Source organism: Shewanella sp. SR43-8, assembly GCF_014163775.1.
Lineage (GTDB): Bacteria > Pseudomonadota > Gammaproteobacteria > Enterobacterales > Shewanellaceae > Shewanella > Shewanella vesiculosa.
Window position 1 is genome coordinate 1 of record NZ_JACJDX010000002.1, and the last position, 24,537, is coordinate 24,537.

At 41.2% G+C, this 24,537-nt stretch carries 15 protein-coding genes and 1 other RNA gene; 8 read left to right on the forward strand and 8 right to left on the reverse strand.

All coding sequences use genetic code 11. The annotated features are described in order from the left end of the window. Nucleotides 1–401: 401 nt before the first annotated feature. Nucleotides 402–2,051 carry a restriction endonuclease gene (locus H5114_RS02450; RefSeq protein WP_220492423.1) on the forward strand — a complete coding sequence of 550 codons (1,650 nt, stop codon included), beginning with the start codon at nucleotides 402–404 and terminating at the stop codon, nucleotides 2,049–2,051. A 782-nt stretch (nucleotides 2,052–2,833) separates the two neighbouring features. Here the strand turns inward: H5114_RS02450 and panP are convergent. The 8 genes from panP to H5114_RS02490 all read right to left on the reverse strand — a co-directional run bounded on the left by panP (nucleotide 2,834) and on the right by H5114_RS02490 (nucleotide 16,764). Then, nucleotides 2,834–4,474: a pyridoxal-dependent aspartate 1-decarboxylase PanP gene (panP, locus tag H5114_RS02455; protein WP_182722109.1), complete on the reverse strand. Its 1,641-nt coding sequence runs from the start codon at nucleotides 4,472–4,474 to the stop codon at nucleotides 2,834–2,836. 369 nt (nucleotides 4,475–4,843) lie between these two features. Beyond that, nucleotides 4,844–6,013: a glycerate kinase gene (locus tag H5114_RS02460; protein ID WP_182722110.1), complete on the reverse strand. Its 1,170-nt coding sequence runs from the start codon at nucleotides 6,011–6,013 to the stop codon at nucleotides 4,844–4,846. 20 nt (nucleotides 6,014–6,033) lie between these two features. Continuing rightward, the gene (locus tag H5114_RS02465) at nucleotides 6,034–7,392 is read right to left on the reverse strand and encodes a GntP family permease (protein WP_182722111.1); all 1,359 of its coding nucleotides are present in this window, start codon (nucleotides 7,390–7,392) and stop codon (nucleotides 6,034–6,036) included. Nucleotides 7,393–7,522: 130 nt separating this feature from the next. After that, nucleotides 7,523–8,680: a sugar diacid recognition domain-containing protein gene (locus tag H5114_RS02470; RefSeq protein ID WP_124016375.1), complete on the reverse strand. Its 1,158-nt coding sequence runs from the start codon at nucleotides 8,678–8,680 to the stop codon at nucleotides 7,523–7,525. Between the two features lie 472 nt (nucleotides 8,681–9,152). Next, nucleotides 9,153–11,240, reverse strand: a complete 2,088-nt coding sequence (locus H5114_RS02475; protein ID WP_182722112.1) for an MtrB/PioB family decaheme-associated outer membrane protein — start codon at nucleotides 11,238–11,240, stop codon at nucleotides 9,153–9,155. 12 nt (nucleotides 11,241–11,252) lie between these two features. After that, nucleotides 11,253–12,242 carry a DmsE family decaheme c-type cytochrome gene (locus H5114_RS02480; protein WP_124016377.1) on the reverse strand — a complete coding sequence of 330 codons (990 nt, stop codon included), beginning with the start codon at nucleotides 12,240–12,242 and terminating at the stop codon, nucleotides 11,253–11,255. A gap of 96 nt (nucleotides 12,243–12,338) precedes the next feature. Next, nucleotides 12,339–14,300: an OmcA/MtrC family decaheme c-type cytochrome gene (locus tag H5114_RS02485; RefSeq protein ID WP_124016378.1), complete on the reverse strand. Its 1,962-nt coding sequence runs from the start codon at nucleotides 14,298–14,300 to the stop codon at nucleotides 12,339–12,341. 289 nt (nucleotides 14,301–14,589) lie between these two features. Further along, a complete protein-coding gene (locus H5114_RS02490) occupies nucleotides 14,590–16,764 on the reverse strand; it encodes an OmcA/MtrC family decaheme c-type cytochrome (protein WP_182722113.1) in 2,175 nt (724 codons plus the stop codon). A 594-nt stretch (nucleotides 16,765–17,358) separates the two neighbouring features. On the opposite strand from H5114_RS02490, the gene ffs reads away from it, so the two are divergent. From ffs to H5114_RS02525, 7 genes are all read left to right on the forward strand, one after another. Further along, an RNA gene (gene ffs, locus H5114_RS02495) (signal recognition particle sRNA small type) lies at nucleotides 17,359–17,455 on the forward strand. A 244-nt stretch (nucleotides 17,456–17,699) separates the two neighbouring features. Further along, entirely contained in the window at nucleotides 17,700–17,891 is a 192-nt protein-coding gene (locus H5114_RS20635) for a TnsA endonuclease N-terminal domain-containing protein (RefSeq protein WP_310736382.1), read from the forward strand. Nucleotides 17,892–18,193: 302 nt separating this feature from the next. Continuing rightward, on the forward strand, nucleotides 18,194–18,331 hold the full coding sequence (locus tag H5114_RS02505) for a hypothetical protein (RefSeq protein ID WP_182722299.1): 138 nt from the start codon (nucleotides 18,194–18,196) through the stop codon (nucleotides 18,329–18,331). A 398-nt stretch (nucleotides 18,332–18,729) separates the two neighbouring features. Beyond that, on the forward strand, nucleotides 18,730–21,564 hold the full coding sequence (locus tag H5114_RS02510; RefSeq protein ID WP_182722114.1) for a TonB-dependent receptor domain-containing protein: 2,835 nt from the start codon (nucleotides 18,730–18,732) through the stop codon (nucleotides 21,562–21,564). Between the two features lie 282 nt (nucleotides 21,565–21,846). Further along, the gene (locus H5114_RS02515; RefSeq protein WP_182722115.1) at nucleotides 21,847–22,296 is read left to right on the forward strand and encodes a hypothetical protein; all 450 of its coding nucleotides are present in this window, start codon (nucleotides 21,847–21,849) and stop codon (nucleotides 22,294–22,296) included. Nucleotides 22,297–22,520: 224 nt separating this feature from the next. Further along, nucleotides 22,521–22,670, forward strand: coding sequence for a hypothetical protein (locus H5114_RS02520; RefSeq protein WP_182722116.1), 150 nt, complete (start codon nucleotides 22,521–22,523; stop codon nucleotides 22,668–22,670). Between the two features lie 14 nt (nucleotides 22,671–22,684). After that, nucleotides 22,685–24,223, forward strand: coding sequence for a sialate O-acetylesterase (locus H5114_RS02525; RefSeq protein ID WP_182722117.1), 1,539 nt, complete (start codon nucleotides 22,685–22,687; stop codon nucleotides 24,221–24,223). Nucleotides 24,224–24,537 lie beyond the last annotated feature (314 nt).

Sequence of the window (24,537 nt, forward strand, 5' to 3'; positions counted from 1 at the left end):
TGAAGCTTGAAGCTTGAAGCTTCAATGCAGTCAATCACCTGCAGTGGGCTTATGTGCAGATACTGCTTCGGGACGCTTAACGAAAACGTCCCTGTTTTCGATACCCTCAGTCGCATCTACACTGGTTCATGCTATCTCTTCGATTTAGCTTCATTTGGTACGAATGTTAAGTTAACAGCGAACTTGGTTTTGCCCCGAAGTTTGTTAGTGGCGAGTTTTTTTCTAAGCGTCTGTTCTAGCTAGTTGACCAAATTTTCGTAATGCGAAAAATTTGCTACTTTAATTGTGACGATTCACATAAAATCTTGAATAACGTATTAGAATAAGTGAAGTTTAAAAATAGTAATCTAACATATATGCTTATTTCTTTTTACAGGGAGTTTTAGACTATGGCGCGACAAATGTGGGAAATCGAAGTTAGACACGATGGATTAAATAAATATCGGCATATTCGAGGCTCAGATCGAAATGTTGTCGTCCAGAAGGCATATGTTCAAGAGTTGAAATGGAAAGAAGAATGGGAAAAAAAGAAGATCGCGGATCAGATAAAAAGGGAAAAAATTCAGGTCGCAAAGAACAAAGAAATGAAACTGGATGAAGCTGCTAGTAGAACAGAAGCCGCAGAAGCTTATTTAGCTTCGATGCAAAGCACGCTGAAACACACACTCTCTGTGAATGACGCCATTGATTGGGATCAACTTATTAAACATGAGCGATATACGCTTGCAGAGCCTAAGGCTCCCGAACCAAAGTCAATACCAATAGAACCCCTTCCAAGTAACGAAAAATATATTCCACAACTTGGATTGTTTGACAGAGTCTTCAATAAACGTAGGGCTAGGCGAGAGGAAGAAGCTAAGACGCTATTTCAAGAAGACTATAAAAAGTGGTCAACAACAAAGACAGCAATTGATGTTGCCAATCAAGAAGCGTTCCATATACATCAGAAAAACCATGACAGATGGTTAGATACATCAAGTCAATTCTATGAAAAACAACGAAAGAGCAATGAAGCTATCAAGGCTAAACAACAAAGTTATTTGCATGGTGAAGCCGAAGCAATAGTGGATTATTGTGACATGGTACTAAGTAACTCAGAGTACCCTGAAAACTTCCCTCAAAACTGGGAGTTGGAGTATCAAGCTGACACTAAGCTACTCGTGGTTGATTATTCTCTGCCAAATCCAGATTCCATCAATCGCCTCAAAAGCGTGAAATATGTCGCCACTCGAGATGAGATGGTGGAATCATATATCTCAGACGCGACTCTGAAATCACATTACGATGATTTGCTTTATCAGATGGTATTACGCTCTATCCATGAACTATATGAAGCTGATTTGATAAATAGTATCTACTCTATCTGTTTTAACGGTTGGGTGTATTCAGTCGATAAAGCAACCGGCAATCGGGTTAATGCTTGTATTATGTCAGTTAGCGTTAGCAAAGATGAATTTTTGGCCATTAACTTAGACTTAATTGACCCTAAGTTATGCTTTAAGCAACTGAAAGGGATTGGAAGTAGTAAATTACATGGTCTTTCGCCAGTGGCGCCCATTGTGACGATCAATAAGGAAGATCGCCGTTTTGTATCAGCTTACGAAGTTATTGATGGTATCGATGGGGGTGATAACCTAGCGGCAATGGACTGGCAGGACTTTGAAAATCTCATCCGAGAGATTTTCGAAAAAGAATTCTCCATGAATGGTGGAGAAGTAAAAATTACACAAGCCAGTCGTGACGGGGGTGTAGATGCGATTGCCTTCGACCCAGATCCTATTCGTGGGGGCAAGATTGTAATTCAGGCTAAACGCTATACCAACGTGGTTGGAGTTTCAGCGGTTAGAGACCTGTTTGGTACCACCGTTAACGAAGGAGCTACCAAAGGCATTCTTGTCACGACTGCCAATTTTGGTCCTGATGCATATGAATTTGCCAAGGGGAAGCCATTGACATTATTAAATGGGAGTAACTTGCTTCATTTGCTAGAAAAGCATGGCCATAACGCAAGGATCGATCTCCAAGAAGCCAAGCTCAAACTTAGAGAGTAATTACCCCAAATTCGTGTCAACTATGCCATTCAGCCTATGTCAGTTGACCAATTTTTCGACTTGGATAAAAATAAATTATTATTCTCTAAGCGAAATGTTGAGGCTATAAATGAGGAGTACACTGTACCTTCGTGGATAGAGGAGATTAGGGGTGGGTAAGCTAGCTTATAACAAGCCACAGCACTCGGAAATTTTAATCCGAAACTCACGAATTAGATTTAGGAATCTAACGCGTTTCTGTGCATAAATGATTTAGATTCCCTGATTGAAAAGCCTAAATTCAGCTTTGAACTTGAGGCCGTTGAAGACTTTTTTATAAAAGAATGCGTGAGCTGGCCATGGATGGCTCGCTAGCTTTCGCGGTACAGGTCGTTCCTTGGCATCCTGCCATCACGACATTCGTGAATCCATTCACATCAGATGTACCATCGGAAGCGATAGCATTTTCACTCTTTACTGCAAGATGGGCCGTGGCAGGCTGCGAAGTCAAAAGCTGGATCGTACCACGTAGCGAAATTATCGCTTTTTAGATAATTTTGATGTGGCGGCTGGGCCAATTCTTTTATAAAGAGTAAAGAGGGAACAGCCGTTGGTTTCCTCTTGGTCTGGTGTGGGCGAAGCGCCACGACGTTAGTGGCCGTAGGCCATGAGTACAAAAGTACAAAAGTACAAAAGTACAAAAGTACAAAGAAAACACCGGGATCCCGGCTTAAAAACACTGCCGGGATGACGAGAAGGTCGCTAACAAGCTATAAACATCGAAGTTATTATGAGTCTGTGCTCTACAACGCCAACAGCTGTGGTAAATATTCGCTGTCTAACGCTGCAATTTCGACTTGTTCGGTGAGCACATCATGCAATATTTGATGACTGGTCAACGGATTAGCGAGTACCACTCGAAATACAGTGGTTTGTTGGCGCAAGTATTTTGCCGGTTTAATCCGTGTTCGTGACACAAATGATTTGCCTTGTTCACGTTGATGTTTTTGAATGAATTGAGTTAATCCATCCAGTAGTTCGTTGATTGTTGCAATTAACTCAGTGTCTTGATTCGATATGGCTGTTGTTAATATTGCTTGTACCGATCCGGGGACGTAGCGATAGGTTAGTAAACATAACTCAGGCGCAGTGACTAATTCAAAATCCTTATGTTGCTCAATAATCGTTGCAAAATAACGGGCTTTTTCTAGGCTGTTATTAATGAGTATTTCATAGCCATCGCGACCAATTATCTGTAGGCAAGCGTGCACTAACATCGCCATGCCTGGGCGCGAACCTTCCAGCGTTTGACTGCCTAAATCTTTTGAACCCACGCGTAAAATATATTCAGCATGATGCACAATGGCTTTGGCCAGTTCTGGGTCTTTAAATAGCACCATACCGGCGCCCATTGGCACGTACATTTGCTTATGGGCGTCGATCGTGACTGAGTCAGCTAGCTCGATGCCTTTTAGTAAGTGGCGATATTTGTTGGATAATAAACTCGCGCCGCCCCAAGCTGCATCGACATGAAAGTGACAATTTAACTCGCAGGCTAAAGCGGCTAACTCAGTTAATGGATCGACATTACCGGTTTCGGTTGTGCCAGCCACGCCGACAATCGCCATCACTTTGATATTTTGTTGTGCTAGTTTAGCCGCGGTTGCACGCATGGCGGCAACATCGACTTTATGATGTTCATCCGTAGGGATACTAATGATGTTATCTCGGCCAATACCTAATAAATCGGCCGTTTTACCTAATGAGTAATGACCCCGATCAGACACTAATATGGCAAGGTCTTCATAACCATAAAATCGTAATGCTTTCGTCATGCCTTCACGAGTAATACCTTTAAATTCGCCGCTAGGTTGCAATAATCGGTTTCGGGCTATCCACAGGGCGGTAATGTTGGCTACCGTGCCACCTGAACAAAATGCGCCAAGCGAATGATTTGCGCTGTGCATCCATTGGTCATAAAAGTCGTTTGATTGTTGATAAACCAAGTGGTGCATCATGCCTAATACTTGGCGCTCAAGAGGCGTAAAGGCTTTTGATGTTTCGATTTTAACCAAGTTTTGGTTCAGTCCTACCATCATCTTCGACAGCGGTAACACAAAATAAGGCAATGCTGATGTCATATGACCAATAAAACTCGGTGCAGCGGTATGAACTGAGTGCGCCACTAAATTTTGCATGATTTCGTCGGCATAATCAGAAACGAACTTAGGATCGGTGGGGATCTGATAAGCGTTAAAATCGGTTTCTATTTCTGATAGCGGCTTTTCCAGTGCGGCGATGCTATTACCTAAAAACCCCGCAAGGTCTTGTGACAACTTCTGTTCAATAATGCTCAACGTCGAGGTTGAATCTTCAGGTGCGGTAAAAATACGCAGTAAGCTGTCTTCTGAAGCGTATGCTTGACGGGTGATTTTCGAGGTCATTTTGCTTGCCGTAATGATGAAAACTCCATCCTGTTAGCATTGACTGATGCATTACGATTAACGCTGCACCTTCAGGACGAAATGAGGGTGCTAACTTTACTGTATGGCTGGTTAGGCTTCAAGTATTTATCGTGTTAATGCTGATGGTTAGGGTAGAAAAAATACTGATGACTGCTTATCTGTTGTGGTAGGAATACTTATGGTGGTAATGCCGGTGACATTGTGGTTATTGGTCGGCGCATGTGTGACTCGAGATCAATACTAGGTTATTCATCTAAAACGGATATCAATAGGGGAGACCTATTGCGATAAATTTCATTAGCATTGTAAAGTCAGCATAAATATCAATTGATATTTATGCTGACAGGATTACTTTTTCACTAATGATAATGACAACATTGCCGCAATATTACGGGCGGTATTGGTGAGATTCACCTGTGCTTCAGACAACACTTGTTCTAATGGCTGTAGTGCCGGAATAATAGCGAAAATAGCGTGCATGCCTTCGGCTAAAATAGCATCTGCATTTGGGCCTAGGCATCCGGAAATGCCAATCACCGGAATATTGAGCTGTTTAGCGACATGTAATACGCCCATGGGGGTTTTACCAAACACAGTTTGACCATCAATACGACCTTCACCTGTGATGACTAAATCGGCATTGTGGCAATACTCTGCTAATTTAACACTGTTGGTGACAATATCGACCCCAGGTTTTAAGGAGGCATTTAATATTGTCATCACGCCAAACCCCATACCTCCAGCCGCGCCAGCCCCAGGGTGCAGTTGGCACTGAGTATCAACAGATTGATAAAGTTGTTGGTTAACCATGTGAGCAAAATGGCCTAGAGCATGATCGAGCTGTTCAATCATCTCGGTTGTGGCCCCTTTTTGTGGACCAAAAATCGCACTGGCACCGCGAGGACCACACAATGGGTTATCGACATCGCAAGCGACCTCAATAACACACTCTTTTATGGCAGGATGGCACGACTGAACATCAATATGATGCAATGCGGCAAGGGCAGCTCCACCAAAAGGCAGTGGCTCATTAGCCATATTGCTCAGTGTTACCCCTAAGGCTTGCATCATTCCTGCGCCTGCATCATTGGTGGCACTGCCACCTAAACCTAAGATGATATGACGGATGCCGCGATTTAACGCATCGGCAATTAACTCACCTGTGCCAAAGCTGGTGGTCAATAACGGATTGCGTTGATTGACGGGCACCAGATGTAGCCCTGATGCCGCAGCCATTTCAATCACTGCAGTTTGCTTACCGTCTTCATCGAGTTGCCCCAACACACCGTAAAAAGCGTCAACAGGTAACCCCAGCGGGCCAGTAACAGTAAGATTAATGATTTGCCCTTGAGTAGCATCAACCATGGCTTGTACTGTACCTTCACCGCCGTCTGCCATCGGCACTTTGCAATATTGTGCATCAGGAAACACCTGTTTAAAGCCATCTTCAATGGCATTAGCCACTTCAAGGGCGCTTAAGCTTTCTTTAAATGAATCTGGAGCAATAACGATTTTCATATAAGACTCTGAATAATAAATTACAGTAAAATTAAGCTCAGTAGATAAACGGTGATCATCGCCGTGATACCTTGAATTAATGTCGCCATGGTTTGCGCGCGGTAAGCTTGTTTGACGCTCATGCGGCTAAACTGAGTTACAACCCAGAAGAAACTGTCGTTGGCATGTGACACTGTCATTGCCCCAGCGCCAATGGCCATAACGGTAAGGACGCGGCCCATTTCTGAGGCTAAGCCTATATCGCCTAATAATGGAGCCACTAAGGCCGAGGTGGCGACTAAGGCAACGGTTGATGATCCTTGTGCCGATTTGAGCGCGGCCGCGACGATAAATGGCATAAAAATACCCACGCCCAATGCCGATAAACTGCTACCCAAAAATGCACCAATTTCAGTGGCTTTTAACACCGCACCGAAGGCTCCACCAGCACCGGTGATCAATAGAATTGGCGCCGAAACTACTAAGCCTTGGCTAATACGTTCACTAAACTCTTTAATTTTTTCAGTCCCTTTAAGTAAAAATAATGATAAAAATAAGCCAATCATTAAGGCGTTTACCGGTTGGCCTAAAAAGACTAATAAATCGAATAAACCTTGTTCACCAAGCGGTTTTGAAGGGAAATTGGCAATAGAACCTAAACAAATGAAGATAATAGGCACAAAAATTGGCGCAAAGGCTTTTAGCGGGCTAGGTAATTCGCCGTATGCCTTTTTCAGATCGTCAAAGTCTGGTAGTTGTGCATTAAGTTCTTCAGCCCCTTCGCCGTCAGGTTGTTCGTTGGCAAAACGGTTGGCCCATAACATACCTGCAAAAGCGGCAATCGCGGCAACAAACACACCGACGGCAATAACTAAACCCAGTTGTGATTCAAGGCCTAAGTTACCAGCAGCTGCAATAGGGCCTGGCGTTGGCGGTACAAAGGTATGAGTGGCATATAGTCCCGTTGCGAGGGCGACACTCATGGCAACCTGAGACACTTTCATGCGGTTAGCCATTGATTGCTTTAATGAGTTTAAAATCACAAACCCTGAATCACAAAACACAGGGATAGACACCAAATAGCCAATCATTGACATGGTTAAGGTTGGAAAGCGTTGACCAAACAATTTAATGACAACATCTGCCATGGTGATTGCTGCGCCGCTTTTTTCAAGGATAGTGCCAATAATTGTTCCTAATACTATGACTAGGCCTATATAACCTAAAATACCACCAAAACCACCTGTGATGGTTTTAGCGATTTCGTTACTGGGTAAGCCATAAGCAAATGCGGTGAGAAACGACGCTAAGATAAGGGTTAAAAAAGGGTGAAGTTTGAATCTGGAGGTGGCGATGACGATGAAGGCGATCACGCCGAGTAAGATCAAGATTAGTCCCATAGAGTACTCGTTATTTATTGTTATTGGAGTGGTTTAGTTATTCATCATGGTAAACCTTTAGTGATAAATTACTTTGTTCATCCGCACTAATAACAATGCTCAAATAGACTATTTTTGTACTAATGCACAACTAAGCGCTGGGCTGGTGGATGAGCTGACCTAAATACAAACTCAGTAATCCATTAAAGCTGTGCAAATCAATATTGGTGATGGTTTGAATTTTATCTAATCGATAACGTAATGTGTTTCTATGGATAAATAGACTGTTAGCACAGGTTTGTATATCACCCATATGTTCAAGATACGCGGCGAGTGTTTTTTGCAGTTGTTGGTTTTTATCTACTTCAATCAGTTTCATATAGGGACTTGCCAGTGCGTTACCGCGCCAGTGATGACGTAAGCCGGATAACAGCACCTGTAAGCTGTAATCTTGGTATAAATATTTGCTTTTTTGCGGATGCAGTTTCTTGCCAATGTCCATGGTTTCTTTGGCCGTACGGTAAGAGTAACTGATGCCTAAATCACCACTGAAATAATGGCCTAAGGAAATGTGCAAGCTAAGTTGCATGTTTGCGGGCAAGCGTTTGAGTAATTTATTGATGCGTTGATTTTCAAGTTCAGGATCAAATTGTTTTCCGTCTAAAAAAGCGGGTTTCAAAATAACCAGTTGAGTGAGCGACGTCATGGCAATTAAGTTATCTCGTACCGGATTTTGTAATAAATACAGCACTTGTTTCAATGCCTGGTTGTCTTGCTGATACAAAGGGTTATGACTGTCGAGTTCAATAATCGCCGCCACTCTAGGTACGCTAAAATCGATACCTAATTGCAGCGCCCATTGTTTTAATGAGGGTAAGTCTTGCTCATTTGCATGAATCAACTGAGCAATAAACTCTTCTTTTTGACGGTTTTGCCATTGTAATTGTTCTTGTAGGTTAGCTTGTTCAACAATCATTTCGGCAGTCATTTTAAGCAGCTCACCATAGTGGCTCAATGTGTCTGGTTCACCCGTGATGCCAATCACACCAACAACTTGACCTTGATAATGTAACGGCAAATTAAGCCCGGGCTTCACTCCTTGTAAATTTGAAGCGATGGTTTGATTGATTTCAACATTGCGATTTTGGCTAATAGCCAATAATGCGCCCTCATGTATGGTGCCAATTCGCTCGACTTCGCCTGAACCGAGTATGACGGCTTGCGCATTCATGACATTGATATTATGGCCAATAATTTTCATGGTCCGGTTGACAATTTTAGCGGCAATTTGGGTATCAATCTGAAACATGAATTTCTCTGAGTCATCAATATCGGTATTGAATGATACCTGATGTTGCTTAAATAGTGGGAGTTGGTTGATGTGAATGTGGACTTGATGAGTAAAAAGTCCGTTACTGTTAATCCTAAACAATACGCCTATAAAGCACCTGATCATAACCGATAAGATAATAAAGATTAGCAGTGCTAATTTTGACGGGGGAGGCGAGACATAAAACAATTAATAATAAAATGGGGGGCAAAATCCTTTTGCCCAATTTTCAATCACAAGCAATTCACTTTGTTAATATAATGTTAAATGTATATGGATTGCAAGTTTTTTATACAGTGAAGCTTTAAAATTAATTGATGAGCTTAAGCGCTAGGCGAGAAAGCTATTTACGCGATAGCTAATGTCAAACCGACAGATAGCAAAACGCCAACCTAAAGAGGTTGGCGTTTTCTGTAATATGACTGACTTTGTCACATCATTATTATTTTACTTACAGTTTATAACTGACGTTGAGCATAATCATGTGTGCTGTGTAGTCATGCTGTAAATTGCCGAAACTCATCACATTCCAAATGGTATCGGGTTCGATATCATTGGCGTCGTCATTATCAAGATACTTTTCCATTTTGTAGTCTATTCGCAAGGCTACTTTTTCGGTTGCTTGATACTGTGCATAAACATTAATGTTATGTACTTTGGCAAAATAGTCGCCGTAATCACCACTAATACCTTGTCTGACTTGGGTCGTGCTGTCTGAGTCTGAGTAAGTATAATCTACGCCTAAGCGTAAACGACTGTCCATTAAGTTGTTATAACTTAGGCCAGCACCAACCACATCAACTGTATCTTCTATCTCGGCTTGCCAAGTTGCAATATTCAAATTAGCACTGCCAGATTGAGCGGATGTTATGATTTGATGGTTATAAAATGTGCTCGCATTGATATCGTCATTAATCATGTAGTTAATATTGATATCGTAGTTAGTGTCTTTGGACTCAGTCAAGCCTATCTGGGTGTTGGTATAGTCATCTAGAGCATAACGAACTCCAAAATCGACATTCAAATTATCCATAGGACTATGATTAACGCGGGCCTCAATTTGAGTGCGGTCGCGATCAGCTAAGTAGTAGCGGCGCAATAATGGATTTTGCTCCGCTGATGATGATTCTGATGCTTTATATTCAGAACCATCTCTTTTGCTGAAACTGCCTTTAAGCCACATGTCCCACATATCAAAATTATTAAGGCGTAAACGAGCCCAAACGTTATTGTCGTCAGTGGTTTCTCGACCTTGATTGCTGCGCTCATCGCGCCTGAAATCATAACCAGCATCGAGTTTGATACCATGGCTGATACGGTAGTCAGTTGATAATTTAGCTCTATGAGTGGTGAGATCGTATGGGGTGTTATCCCTTACTTTGCCGGTAACATCGCTAATGCTAATTTGGGTCCATTGTTCAATTTGGGTATTATTTTCACGGTCGTTATAATCATAGCTACCAGTGAGGCGCCATGCACGACTGAGTTTAGTTACCGCTTTAAGTGTCATGCCAGTGATATCGACTTTGGCATCAATACTGTCTGCAGGTAATGAGTAGCTATACCCTAATTGGGTCAATTGCTGATCTTGCGTCATTTGGCCTAAGAGTAAACGACCACTTAGAATGGTAATGGAATCGTTATATTGACCTAACAACGAAATGGTATGAGCTTCGTTATCGGGATCTAATGCAATATAACCTCTATTTTGTGCGCCAAAGGTTGGATTAAAAGCACTGTCAAAGCCGAGTTGCTGGTTATTATTACTAAATACTGAACCATTGTAGTTAATACTAGTAAACCAGTTGTCACCGCGGAGTTTAATTCCAGCGTTTAAAATGTCTGTAGTGTAATCAACAGGCTCTGGCAACATCATCGATTGAGTGAAGAAACTGCCTGAGGTGATCTTAGTGCCCGTTTTTTCTTCGCGCTGAAAATTAACATAAGTGGTGAACATTGATTCAGTTTGATATTCAAACCCAAGTCCAGCACGTTCACGTTTAAGCGACAATTCAAATGGGTTTAAACTGCTATACAGCATTGGCATGTCTGAACTTGCACCTGCGGTAATCCAGTTACTGGCTAAAGTTAGGTTATCGCTACCGATATTTTGGTAAGGGCTTAATGCATTGTTACTTTGATAGGTCGCAATGGATCGATAGCCAAGGTTGATTCGATACAACCCTAGTTTACCAACATCAATTTCCATGCGGCCGTTGTCCATACCTAAGTTATTGGCTGCCACGTTTGCTTGATAGCCATCACTCCCGCGATAGCGAATATCAGCATCTACTTTGCCTGCAGTTTGATTGCTGCTATGAAATGCATTCGCGGATTGAACATCATCTTCACTGTTGTAACCAATACCCACACCTACAGTGCCAGTGGTACCAGTTGCGATAACACAGCCTTTACATTTCCAAGCATCATATTTGATGTTGTCAGTTTTAGCGTTTACTAGGCCATACCCATCAGCCATAAGACTAAAGCTGGTGCTAGTGAGTAACGCTAAGGTAATGAGGTTTAATTTAGTATTCATAATATTATCTCCTTAGCGCTGCAGTAATTTACCAGAAGGATGGTTTGAACCATGTATCTGAGTATGACAATTTAAGCAGCTGCGACCACCCGTAAAGGTATTGCCATTGACAGTTGAACCCATATCCGTGTTACCTAGATAAGCGTTGCTGGTATGGTTGTCACTTGCATGACATTGCTGGCATAACTGTGGCGCGCGAGTTTTAAGCATAGCGTCGTTGACCGAACCGTGTGGGTTGTGGCAATTGACGCAATTTTCGGTAACGGGTGCATGTTCCCAAAGCTTTGGTCCCCGTTTTTCAGCATGACATGAGTAACAGGTTTCATTAACCGTTGGTTGAACCAGATCTGAGTCACTCAAACTGCCATGTGGATTATGGCAATCACTACAGGTCATTTGGTTCCATTTCATAGGATGACTTGAGCGCTTGTTCATATCGGCTTTTTGTTTGGTATGGCAGCTGGTACACACTTCCATTTCAGTTTGCTTTGACAATACAGGGTCGTGAGCAGCATGCACGCTATGACAAGATGCACAAGCTACATCAGCATTGGCATGATGGCTGCTGTCCCATGCTACCCGCTTATCATCTTGGTGACAGCTCATACACACACTATTTTGCTTATCTGCAGCGAGTGTAGAGGTAGGGCCAAAGGTGATCATGGGTTCTTTACCACCACGATTATGTGAACCTAGTGGGCCGTGACAAGCTTCGCATTGCAAGCCTGCCATTGGACTTTTCGAAGAGTCGATAGCGCCATGAACGCCTTTAAATAAGTCCATCACTTTTTCAGACTTTTTATGGCACATCAGGCATGAGTCGGCGCCTTTAGGCGAGTATTTGCCTTCGGCGAATTTTTTATCTAACGTGGCTTCAACTTCTGCCGGCGTCATGCTGGCATCCCATTTTGCCGCCTGTACGTGAGTCGACACAAAAACAGTCGAAGCTGTTAGACACAGTAGAGCGAAAAATAAGGTATTGATTGAGTTTGTGGTCTTCATAAGTAGACTTCCTAATTTGTCCATTTTGATGATCAACATTTGATGAAGTAAGTCATAGCATGAGAGAGAAGCTGTGCTTCTCTCTCAATGAACAAATTAAAATTTCACTTGTGTGTGATTTTCAATGGTAGGTGCATGGCAGAATAAACAGGTTTCTAACTGCGCAGCATCATTGGCTTCTTGATAGCTACCATTCACAATTGCGCCCTGACTTTCAGCATGTTGTTTAATCGTGTCAAAACCATGACAAGAAGCACATGTCGCTGTGATAGGCGTGGTATAGAGGCCAGCAGAAGTGGCGAGTGCACCTTTAACTTTGAATGCATCAAGATTAAAGTCGTTATGACACTGGGTACAGTCTTTGATAATGCCTTGTTCACCATGAACACTGTGAAGTTTCATTTCAATCGCGCCTTGATTAGCCCCAGATGCATAAGTGCCATCGGGAGTATGACAAGCCACACAACCGTCTAAACCTACGGTAAGTTCGCCATTAAGCTCACGGCCTAATTGTTCTGACATGACAAAACCAGCATGGTGACCTTTGTGGAGCTCAAACGTGTCGCCATGACAATTATCACATGAATCAAAATTGACCGAGTCAGTGTGACGATAGCTAGGGGCATTACCAGAGAAAGTGCCAACGGTAAGTTCAGCTTTCATGCTGGTGGTTGCTACGCCGTCTGCACAATCAATGGCTTGGATACCATCGTTACACATTTCAAGACCGATAAAGCTAAAGGCTGTATCTGTGTCGCCGGCACCAAACGGTAATGATGGAATGGTATATACCAAGTTACCTGATTCAATGACCACATCCGCTTGTAATAGACCCGCTTTGATAAAGTCTTTGCTGATTTTAGCTAAACCACTGCCTGGGCTAGGGTTATATCCCATAATCGGGAAGTTAGGACCAACGTTAGTTAGCGTTTCAACTCGTTGAATTTTGCTGACTAAGCTTGCAGCATCAATGGCTACGCCTTTAGCATCTAAAATCGTTACCGATAGCGTTGCTGATTTGTCTTCAGGGCTAGATTTATTCGCGGTCAATGTGGCGGTCATGCCATATGAGTCGATAAATGCTTTTTTCTGAGTATATGAAGTGGTGTGTATTTCTTCTGTCCAGCTTGCATTATGGCATGCAATACAATTTGAATTGTCCACTTGTTGTGGATGGCCTTGACCTGTTTTAAAGTCAATATTGGTATGGCAGCTTGAGCAGGTTTCCATGGTTGGAATTCGAGACCAGTTGTTCGATTCGCTTAGTTGTTCTGAATCGACATGACAAGTGGTGCAATTGTCTTGGACTATCGCATATGCTGCTTCTGCACTCTTGTCTAAGTTGCGGCCATACATTTTGGCATTGTTATGAACATTATGGATCAAATGGCTAAATTCAACTTGAACCTTGTCTTTTTCAATGGCCATTTCGTTGGTATGGCAAGATGTACAGGTTTCTAAGTCCGTGTAGCTATGATAAATGCTTTCACCCTTTGCATGGCAGGTATTACAAGTGGCTCCGCTTACTATGTTTTTGGTGTATTTAGCTTGAAACCCTTCGCCGTCAAAATCTTCGGTGATTTCGGTACGCGGAACACTGGTAACCCCGTCTTGCAAAGTAGAAGCACTTGCTATGACGTTGTAACGTTGTGTCAGCTCTGGATTAAAACCTTCAACATTGACGGTAAAACTGTAATTTCCGTTACCGTGGTCGGTAAAGGTTTTTTCGGATCCAATAAATTGCCATTGCGCTGAATTACCCGGTCCGCTAGCGCCAACTGGAATCAATTGAACCACTTTTTTCACTTCCAAGTCTTTAAGGCCTGCAATCGGAAGGTCTTTTTCATTGGTTGCAAAAACTTCAATAGTCGGTTTGTTGTCTTGATAAGTGACTTTGGTGATATCTAAGTTTAGTGTTTTGATCGCTTCAGCAGGCTCGCCGCCAGGGTTGCCAGGATTGCCAGGTTCACCATCATCGCCTCCGCCACACCCTACTAGTGTCATTGACGCTGACATAGCAAGTAACAATGCCATTTTTGTGTATTTTGTATTCATCATATTTTTCCCTGCAAAGGTCATCCATCTAACTTACTGGCAGTATCTTCTGCAATTATCTTTTTCAGTTAAGTTGATGTTGGAATTAATTTTCCCAACACTAAGATTACTTTACAAACGGCAACTCGTCTGTAAAGCGAACGTAATTGTGTGATGGCGATCTGCCTATTAATTAAGGGGTACATAAAATACAGGGTTTGTAGGGGAATGATTGTTCTCGCTAGAAAAAAGACCTTAGCAATATGCTAAGGTCTTTGATGGGTAAAACAATTTAAGTATTTATATATTAAGCTTAGAAACCATGGGTTTTAGTGACTCGTTCAACCGTATGACAGGTTGAACATATTTCAGATGCACGAGTATGAACATCGTCTTCACTCATACCATCAACAATACCACCATTGGACTCAATATGAGACACAGTGGCATCGGTACGATACTTTTGATGACAGCTTAAACATGCTCCAGTATCTGATGACATCCACACATCTGCACCCGTTTCTATGTCGCCATAACGCCATACTCTGTCAGCGGCTCTACCAAGTTGTATCCCATCAGCCGTGTGGCAGGTTTTACAGTCGGTTTTTAACACAGTGCCAGATTCTACACCGGCATGCTTGAGGTAATGCCCTTCAGCACTGTGAGCTTTAAAGGCAAAGCTGGTTGATTTTTTGCCACCAGGATAAGTGTTGTCAGTCTTAAGAGTCTTATCTGCGGTATGACATGTTTGGCAATTTACACCATTATCATAGTGATACACTTCTTGGTTGTGACAACCTTGGCAGCTTTGGGTATTGATAATATTTCTACGTACGGCAGCGGTTTGGCTATCGTCTATTGCACTTGCAGCCATAACAAAATGATAAGGCTCACTTTTGATTTCCACTGTTTGGATATCATCAGCACTGCAAGCCGTGAGTTTAACTTCCGGTCTACCGTAGCCACCATGATTAAAGCAGGCTGTGACTGCTGACCATAGTTCAAATGTTTTACCCACATAATCTGTTGGTAAGGTGACCTTATCCCAAACTAACGTCCAGCTATTATCTGTGTTGGCAGTACCTTCACTTAATTTAATACGACGATTGCTGTAACTGGCATCTTGATACGTAGGGTAGTTTTTGTCACTGTCCCATGCCATGACAATACGACTACCGTCATCAATATACTCAGCGGGTAATATCTGACCACTGGCATCAGTAAAGCTCACGTTAGTACTGAACTTGTTATCAGCTGTCACGGTAACATCGCTAAAGACTACCTTCATGGTTTGGGTTTCATTATAGGCTTTCATGACATCGCCATGAGCTTCTTTTGCACTGCGACCATAGCCTTCTTCCACATGGCAAGAAGTACAATTTGTACCGACACCAACATGTTGTTGAGACGCCAACTCTGTATGGCATGCAATACAAGCGGTATCACTTTTATTGGCATTAAACAGCGCGGCATCTTTGGGAGCATTAGTCCCTTCAACATGACATGCACTACAATCTGCAGCAGGCTTTTGTGGGTACATAACCTTACCGTAATCGTGCAATCCGCCGCCATAACCAATGACTTTGTAAGGGGCAGCTACTTCGCCGTCTGCGGTACTGGTGACGCGATCTTGACCTTTATGAATCGCATGGATCATATAGGTAAAATCAACACTGTTGCCGGTTTCAGGATCGCCTGATGTTGCGGTATGACAAGAAGCACAGTTTTCAAGATCGATTCGACGACCACCGTGTAATGCTAAGCTTTCCGGTTGATGACAGGTATAACAAGCCGTTATCGATACTACATCCCGTGACACAATACCTTCGGTTAAGCCGGTTGAAGGTTGGAAATCATAATGGGCATTTGCAGTGATTAGTGGCTGCTTTAATTCTAAGGTAATACGCTGAGTGTCATCAGCTTGGTAAGTAATACTTATTGGGTCTGTTACTTGAGCAATATTAGTTTGAAAAGTGTATGAGTATGAACCATCGAGATTATCCACTAAGCAGTCAACACACTTTGATGCAGCTTCAACCTCAGCTTGATATTGTGCTGAAGGAGATATGTTGGTTTCACCATCAGCTATCCAGCTAGCATTAGGTTGTTTGGCCGAGTTGATATAAGACTGCCATTGATAACCACGGTCAACTTCAACTTTAGCCCCCTCAGTACCAACCATTTCGGTCACTGGGGTTAATTGGGCAATACCAAAACGGAGATCATGATCTTTTGTTAGTCCCAATACCGCAACGCCATTGGCATTTTTAAGGTTAAAGGCAACACTGACTTTCCCATCGACGATGCTTGCGTCAGTAAAAGTTGCTTTTAAGGTCGATGTTGCATCAATATTGACACCAATAATGCCGTCAGGTCCGTCCTCGCCATTAGTTCCATCGCTGCCTCCACACCCTGTAAGCGCAAAAGCAATAAGCCCTGCACTCAATACCGCCTTTGTAGCGGGACTAACTGTTATTGTCTTCATCATGTATTCCCTGCATTTTTTGTTATCTCGCATTCACTGTTGGTTAAACGTATGCGGATTTTATTCAATTCTTATGTTAGCTAACCTTGGCGACTTACTCATTGAATTAAGTCTAGAGTTGTGACTAAGATCTGACTATTCCTTTGTGGGTAACAATACTTGATGAAGATTGGCCTATGTTGATAGGAGATATCGCATTAGCTTAAGACGTGAGTACAGGTATTAATGGATCCATTAAGCAGTAATATGGTTCTTGTTTTATCTCGTCGATGAAGTTAAGGCCTATGCAATTACTCTTTGTCGATATCTTCTGCTTAAATGGACGGCCAGCTGCTGAGATATGCTGCGTAAATGAGTCTTGTTAGCCAATAAATGGGGGAGTTTGATATAGATGATCTAAAAATGGATAAATTTTTGTCGGTTAACCCTGCAGTTATTACATGTTGAATTTCGCGTTAAGGTTAAGTATTGCGCAGTTAGGTAAGTGATTGAGAACTTATTAAGATAAAGGCTTGATCAAGGCAATAGGTTAGGGGATAATCGCCCCGTTCTGACACATAAACGTTATATTTCATGTTTCAGAAGTCAATGGTGACCCTAGGGTCCCCCCGCAATGATAACTTGTGAACTCGGCCAGGCCTGGAAGGGAGCAACCGCAGCAAGTGACTCGTGTGCCGGGGTGTGGCTCTAGGGGAACCTCCAATATTCCCCCCAATGATGTTGTTTGAAGTATTAGTTGGTATATTTGTACTAAGAAGATGGCATAGTCTAGTATTTAATCAAATGGTTAGATAATTGACTCACATGTACAGAAGAAAACTCAAAGATTCTCGTGTCAAAAACCTCCATAAATTTGCTAGTTAAAAAATAAATCTACCTGTTTAGTTGAATCCTCCTTAAAGTTCGATTCTTGTTTTTATTTTGAATTTTCACCATCAATAGATGCATTCGAAGCACAACCACTAGGTTATGAATATGAGTTTGATAACCGTATTTGCCGTTACAAACCTGACTTTTTACTAAACCACACTGACAGCACACAAAAATTTATAGAAGTAAAACCGCAAAGCAAAATTGCTGACGAAGACTTTCGTGCACGTTTATTGAAAAGCAAGCCATCGTCAAGCTAGATGGACGCGATTTAATACTGGTACCGATAAATAAATCCTTGTACATATTACACTTAATAACTTAATAACTTAAAACTTTTACATCGCTACTCTGGTTTTCAGTCCCTAGCAGGGTTGCAATCATCTGTATTAGAACTTGTTAAGCTATACTGCTCTATCAAAGCCGGTCAGTTAGTCAGCTTTTTAAAAGTAACTGCCGCTGAGCTACTAGCAACGGTGCTTCGCTTAATATCTTTAGGGCAGTTATTTGCAGACTTAACTACAAATGTTTCTACCAATGGAAACAGCAATTTGGTCTAACAATGATTGATGACGGTTTGTTTGATAATGAGTTTAACCAGCCATTACCCAAAGTAGAAACCAAACTACCTCAAAACTACACTAAAGACTTACAAGCCCTTCCTGAAAAAATAAAAACAACAACTTTTTCAAAAAATTAATTATATTCAATGACTTGATGGTGATGTTCAAGGCGGTTGGACACAACAAATAACAGACGAGCTACAGTGGTCATCGCGTTTATTAGTAAGGCGACAATTGCACACTGAATGATGGAACAATAGCTATTTAATATGAAGCAACGGGTAGTACCCATATCAAATTTATTAACTTCAATATCAATGCAGTAAATTAACTTCCCCTTAAATTAAGCTGTCACTGGATTACAGTCATAACTGCTTAATTTTTAAAATCCTTTTTTTTCATAACCTTAGAAAAAATTTATTGTTTTTCTATTAGATCCTTTTGACAAAAATTAAACGACTGGTATTCTGGTATAACAGGTTAACAATTATACAGCATTTAAAGCTGACAAAAATCTATCAACAGGGTACATAACATGACTAATAAATTGACCAGGCTATTTTCAAAATCGTTCCTCAGCTTTTGCGTTGGGGCAGCAGTAAGTAACTGTGCATTTGCTGAGGAGCAACCTGCAGCACACTCCGAAGTTGAAAAAATCCTAGTGACCGGTTCGCATATCAGAAAAGGTGATTTTGAATCTCCATCACCAATTAAGGTTATAGATTCTGATGATATTGAAGGTGTCGGTGCAGTGAATGTAGGTGACTTGCTTGGTAAAATTCCATCTATTGTTGGTGATACAACATCTTCCAGCTCAAACTCAAGTGAGCAGGATGGTGGTTTAAACACTGTAGCGTTAAGAAACTTAGGCTCTTCAAGAACTTTGGTTTTGGTTGATGGTATGCGTTATGTTTCAGGCATGTCTGTTGGTTCTGGCTATGGTGTAGATTTAAATACAATCCCTACAACTATGATACAGCGTGTTGAAGTATTAACAGGTGGTCAATCAGCTGCCTATGGTTCAGATGCAATAGCTGGTGTAGTGAACATTATTCTAAAAAAGAACTTTAATGGAGTGGCAGTTAAATTACAAAAAGGAGAAACAGAAGCAGGTGCTGCCGGTACAACTGATTTAGAATTTACTGTAGGCCACAACTTCGATAGTGGTAACGCCTGGTTTTCATTAGGTTACTCTGATGATGAAGGTTTGATGGCGACAGATCGTGACTACTCAAGTGTTCATTTAGATTCTGTTGATACTGATGGTGATGGATTAGTCGATACACCACAGTTCGTTGGTTCATCACATATTCCTGAGGGGCGCATTGGTAGTTATATAGGTGATGGTACTCCATTTGTACGAACTGAAGATGTTGCAACATCAGATGCATTTAACTTTCATGAATATCGTTCAATGATCACTCCATTAAATAGAACATTTGCAGCTACAGGTTTATCACTAGATTTAGATGATATATCACGTCTTAACTTTACAGCTAATTATTCACGTGTTGAGTCACGCACGCGTATGGAGGCAATTCCTTTAGATACTCGTAATGATATCTTTAAGTTATCACGTGGTGGCAGCACCGGGATTGATATTGCGACTCACCCTTGGTTTGCAGGCACTGACCTCGGCAATGCGTTACTGCAAGATGGTATAACAAATCTTGATGATGTTAGCTTAACTTTTAGACGTCTATATGAGTTTGGAGATCGCGGTGCAGAAAATGTACGTTCTACGTTTCGTGTTGCAGGTAATTATGAGTATGACCTGACTGACAGTACTTATCTAAATGTAAGTGCTACTTACGGGGTTACTGACCAAAATCAAAAAAATCATGGAGATATTAACCTTGAGCGTGCACGCTTCGCGCTTGATGTCGTGAGCGATGGTGCGGGTGGATACCAGTGTGCTGATGATATCGCGCGGATTAGTGGTTGTGTTCCATTTAACCCATTCGCATATGATGGCATTTCACAAGAAGCTGTCGATTATCTCTCTGCGGATACCGGCTTAAATGGCTCTATAGAGCAATATGTAGTGACATCAGTTATCGCGGGGGATATTGATTTTGCCTTCAGCGATGATGTAAATAACTTAGGTTTTGCAGCAGGTGTTGAGTATCGAAAAGAAAAAGGTCAAGAAACTCCAGATCCACTAAGACAAGCTGGCATAGTTCGCGGTAGTCGTATTGCAAAAACAAAAGGTGAATTTGATGTTGTTGATGTTTTTGCCGAACTCCATGTTCCAATCTTAGAGCAGCTTAACCTTGATTTTGCTGTACGTGTAGGTGATTACTCATCAGTCGGAACTACTACAAATTGGACTGTGGGTATTGATGCACCGATTTCAGACTCAATTAAGTTACGTGGTGCTGTAGCTACTGCGGTAAGGGCACCAAATGTGAGCGACCTATTTGCAGGTGGTACAGCTACCGCAGCATTTGTTGTCGATCCATGTAACGGCATCAGCAATGCGGATACCGGCAACATTGCTGATAACTGTCGCTCAATCAGTGCAATCCAAAATCGTATTGATAGTGATGGTGCATTTTTATTGACACAAGTTGAAAGTCAAAACACTTCAGGTCTATTAAGTGGTTCTGAAAATGTAAAAGAAGAGAAAGCTGACACACTAACTTTAGGGGTTGTATTGACGCCTGAGTGGTTAGATGACTTACAGATGTCGATTGACTATTACGATATTGAAATTGATGATGCAATTGCTAATACAGATCGAACAGTGTTATTAAACCGTTGTTACAGTGTGTCTCCAAGTGAGTTTGATCCTAATTGTGGTAGTTTAGTCCGTCGTGATGGGCGCTCAGGTGCCGCATTAGATGTTAACTCAGCATCAGGCAATGAAAATATCATTAAAACTAGCGGTTTTGACTTAGATATTTCATATCAAACAAGTTTTGATATTGGTGATTTATACCTAGGGTTAGCTGCTAACTACATTGATGAATACAGCATTACAGGGATTGAGTCTGGCGATACACAGCATCTTGAAGGGGAAGTGTTATTCCCTAAACTTCGCTTTAATATGAACGCTTCTTATAGCATCGAAAACTTCAATCTTTATTGGCAATTACGTTACTGGGATAGTACTAAAGATCGTAACGACAACAGCTTGATGACAGACGAATTAAATGAGATTGAGTCTCGCACGTATCATGACGCACGGATCAGTTATAGCTTTTCAGACTCAGTTAATGCCTATTTTGGCATTAAAAATATCTTTGACAAACAACCTCCACAACTTACTCAAACTCATAAATATTATCAGGTTGGAACACTAACCAATGGTACTGCTTATGACTTGTTTGGTCGTTCTTTTTACGCAGGTTTAAAGCTTAACTTTTAACCCTACTCAACTCAGATGTGGGCTATATGCCCACATTTCAAAATGATGGAAGACTGATGATTTTTAAGCCTACCCAGCTCTTTGATGGTGTGAAATTCCATGATGATAAATCAATAAGAGTTGTCAATGACAAAGTTGCAGAGCGAGTAACCTACTACCATGAGCCGTGTATCGAACTTGATGGCGTCATAGCTCTGGTACCCAAGTAATGGAGGCTGTGGAGCGTTATTCAACCATGGAACAACATTAGAGACGCTGCAAAAAATGGTTACAGCGCACGTAATGTTTGGTTCAACAAGTCTCTTACCGACGTTGATTAAAAGTGACATAACCAAGCTAGAGGAAGCTGCAGATGTTGTAAGCCAAGCTATTAGGCAAAGTATGCCCGGTATTATTGGTGTTCACTTTGAAGGGCCTCATTTGAATGTGACCAAAAAAAGCATTCACAACAATGAGCATATTAGAAAAATAAGTAAAGATGAATTGCAAACCTATTGTCGCAAAGATTTAGGTAAAGTGCTTGTGACGGTTGCTCCTGAGTCAATTTTACCTGAGCAAATTTCCTCAGTTACCCCAGAGCAACCTTTTTATTACTATCGTATTCCTGCCTGTACAGGTGTATACGTTTCGATGCTTGCTTTATTAAAAGCTGTTGACGGCCGAATCGCAAACTTTGCAGGTATTAAATATACCTTTAAGCCTTTACTAATACACTCAGTGTCGACGCTATAAAGATGGCAAGTTCGATATGCTTCATGGTCAAGATGAAACTCTACTCCCTTCTTTAGCATTTGGCGGAGCAAGGGTTTGTATCGGTGGCATATTTAATTATGCGGCAGACTTGTACACAGGTATACGAAAAGCATATGCAGAAGGTTATTTAGAAAAAAACATAACATCTACAATACCAGTCGTTTGATTTAATTGATGTTATCGCAAAGTACCATGGAAATATTGTGTCAGGTAAACAAATTATGAAAGTAATAGGTTTAGATTTAGGTGGCAACAGAGTTCCTTTCCAAAATCTTTCCGATGAAGAGTTTAAAGTAATGTCTGCAGAGCTTGAAGCGATTAACTTCAAGTCATTTGCTAACAAAGTAGATTAGAAACGAGGCTTGGTATGACTAAATTTAAAGTTGTTTTGTATTTTTGTTTATTAATTAACTCTATAACACCTGGTTTTTGTTTAGAATTGCCGAGTGTATTTAGCGACCATATGGTTTTACAGCAAGGAAAACCTATCCGGATTTGGGGGAAGGCTGAACCAAAACAGATTGTTAAAGTTAGTTATGCCAATCAGCTTAAGATTTCGAAAGCTAATAAGTATGGGGAATGGCAAGTTGTCCTCGATGCTATGGAGGGTGGGTATCAAGCATATAAGTTGGTAATAACGACATCAAACAACCAACTTACTCTAAAAGATATTTTAATCGGTGAAGTTTGGTTGGCTGCAGGCCAGTCTAATATGCGTTTTGAAGTAGCAAAAACTATAGACGCAAATAGTGAACTCTCGAAATCTAGCAATAATTCGATTCGTTTACTGGATTATAACGGAGACGATTTGTATCCAGATGACGTTATTTTTGATATAGATAAATTAAGCAAGCTTAATAGTGAAAATTATTTACATACAGAAGGTTGGAAGCTTAGTACACAGAAGAACAATGCAAGTTTCTCGGCGGTAGCATTCTATTTTGCGGCTAAATTACAAAAGCAGTTAGATGTTCCCGTAGGAGTAATAAATGTGTCGGTAGGGGGCACTATGACTGAGAACTTTATTAGTAAATCAACTCTTGCTTCTACCCCTGAACTGTCTCCACTTGCAGAGCATTGGCTAACTCATATTATGCCTTGGTGCAAAGAACGTGCACTACTTAATTTATCAGCTTGGATAGAGCATTTTCCTGAAAAACCTTTACCTCATCATCCTTACGAACCAGGTTTTATGTTTGACTCAGGAATTAAACCTCTATCTCCTTTTCAAATAAAAGGGGTTATATGGTATCAAGGTGAATCAAACGCCCCAATTACAGAAAATCAAAGGCTTGATAGTTATTTTTCAAAAGAGCTGAATAAACTCAAGCTAAAAACCATGGTCAAGGAATGGCGTCAGATCTGGCAGGAACCATCACTACCTTTTAATATAGTGCAATTACCTGGCATGAACAGACCTTGGGCTGAGTATAGACAATTACAGAGTGAAATTTCAAATGAACTGTCCAATGTATCCCTGGTGGTTAGTTATGATCAAGGCGATGCTGCAGATGTTCATCCTAAAAGAAAACGTATTTTATCAGAAAGAATCGCGAGGTTAACCCTTTATAAAATTTACGCTAAAAAGCAGCATTACATAGATACAAATATACACCGGGTTGATTTTAGAAATAAGCAAGTTGTAATGAGTTTAACCGATCCAATTTTTATCAACAAGCAGCTTTCAAATTCTATTATAGGAGTTGAAATTGGTGATGAAAATGGAAAGTTTTATAGGGCACAAGCTATGCTCAATGGTAATTCATTAGTTGTTTGGAACGAGCATGTAAGCGAGCCCAAAGCTGTCAGATATGCATGGTTTGATGATCCAAAAGACAAAGCTAACTTAGTGACAAAGTTAAGTGATCCTATTGCGCCATTCTTATATTTTAAACATTTAAAATAGCAGTCTAATCATGACTTACGTCATGCGCTGTTACCTTAATGCAAAAGCGTGTTAAGCATAACAATATATAGTGAGGATTAGGGCATTGGAGGCTATTCCCTTTTTATTTCTAAAATCACGGGATGTTATCCAGAGGATGGTTACTAACGAGCGAAATAGGAAGTTCTATTAAAGTTTTCTTGAACCTAGTTTATGTAGCTCAGTCAGATTAAATGTGAGTTTTTATTTTCAATATTGAAATCTTATTTTATACCTGACCAGATAAGTTCAGATAGACTTTTCTGAACCCACAAGCAACCCTTTATACGCCAGTT

Excerpts from the sequence above, each read along its gene's own strand:
- H5114_RS02450 (WP_220492423.1), top strand. The coding sequence starts at position 402 with ATGTGGGAAATCGAAGTTAGACACGATGGATTAAATAAATATCGGCAT.
- panP (WP_182722109.1), bottom strand. The coding sequence starts at position 4,474 with ATGACCTCGAAAATCACCCGTCAAGCATACGCTTCAGAAGACAGCTTA.
- H5114_RS02460 (WP_182722110.1), bottom strand. The coding sequence starts at position 6,013 with ATGAAAATCGTTATTGCTCCAGATTCATTTAAAGAAAGCTTAAGCGCC.
- H5114_RS02465 (WP_182722111.1), bottom strand. The coding sequence starts at position 7,392 with ATGGGACTAATCTTGATCTTACTCGGCGTGATCGCCTTCATCGTCATC.
- H5114_RS02470 (WP_124016375.1), bottom strand. The coding sequence starts at position 8,680 with ATGTTTCAGATTGATACCCAAATTGCCGCTAAAATTGTCAACCGGACC.
- H5114_RS02475 (WP_182722112.1), bottom strand. The coding sequence starts at position 11,240 with ATGAATACTAAATTAAACCTCATTACCTTAGCGTTACTCACTAGCACC.
- H5114_RS02480 (WP_124016377.1), bottom strand. The coding sequence starts at position 12,242 with ATGAAGACCACAAACTCAATCAATACCTTATTTTTCGCTCTACTGTGT.
- H5114_RS02485 (WP_124016378.1), bottom strand. The coding sequence starts at position 14,300 with ATGATGAATACAAAATACACAAAAATGGCATTGTTACTTGCTATGTCA.
- H5114_RS02490 (WP_182722113.1), bottom strand. The coding sequence starts at position 16,764 with ATGATGAAGACAATAACAGTTAGTCCCGCTACAAAGGCGGTATTGAGT.
- H5114_RS02505 (WP_182722299.1), top strand. The coding sequence starts at position 18,194 with ATGATTGATGACGGTTTGTTTGATAATGAGTTTAACCAGCCATTACCC.
- H5114_RS02510 (WP_182722114.1), top strand. The coding sequence starts at position 18,730 with ATGACTAATAAATTGACCAGGCTATTTTCAAAATCGTTCCTCAGCTTT.
- H5114_RS02515 (WP_182722115.1), top strand. The coding sequence starts at position 21,847 with ATGTTTGGTTCAACAAGTCTCTTACCGACGTTGATTAAAAGTGACATA.
- H5114_RS02525 (WP_182722117.1), top strand. The coding sequence starts at position 22,685 with ATGACTAAATTTAAAGTTGTTTTGTATTTTTGTTTATTAATTAACTCT.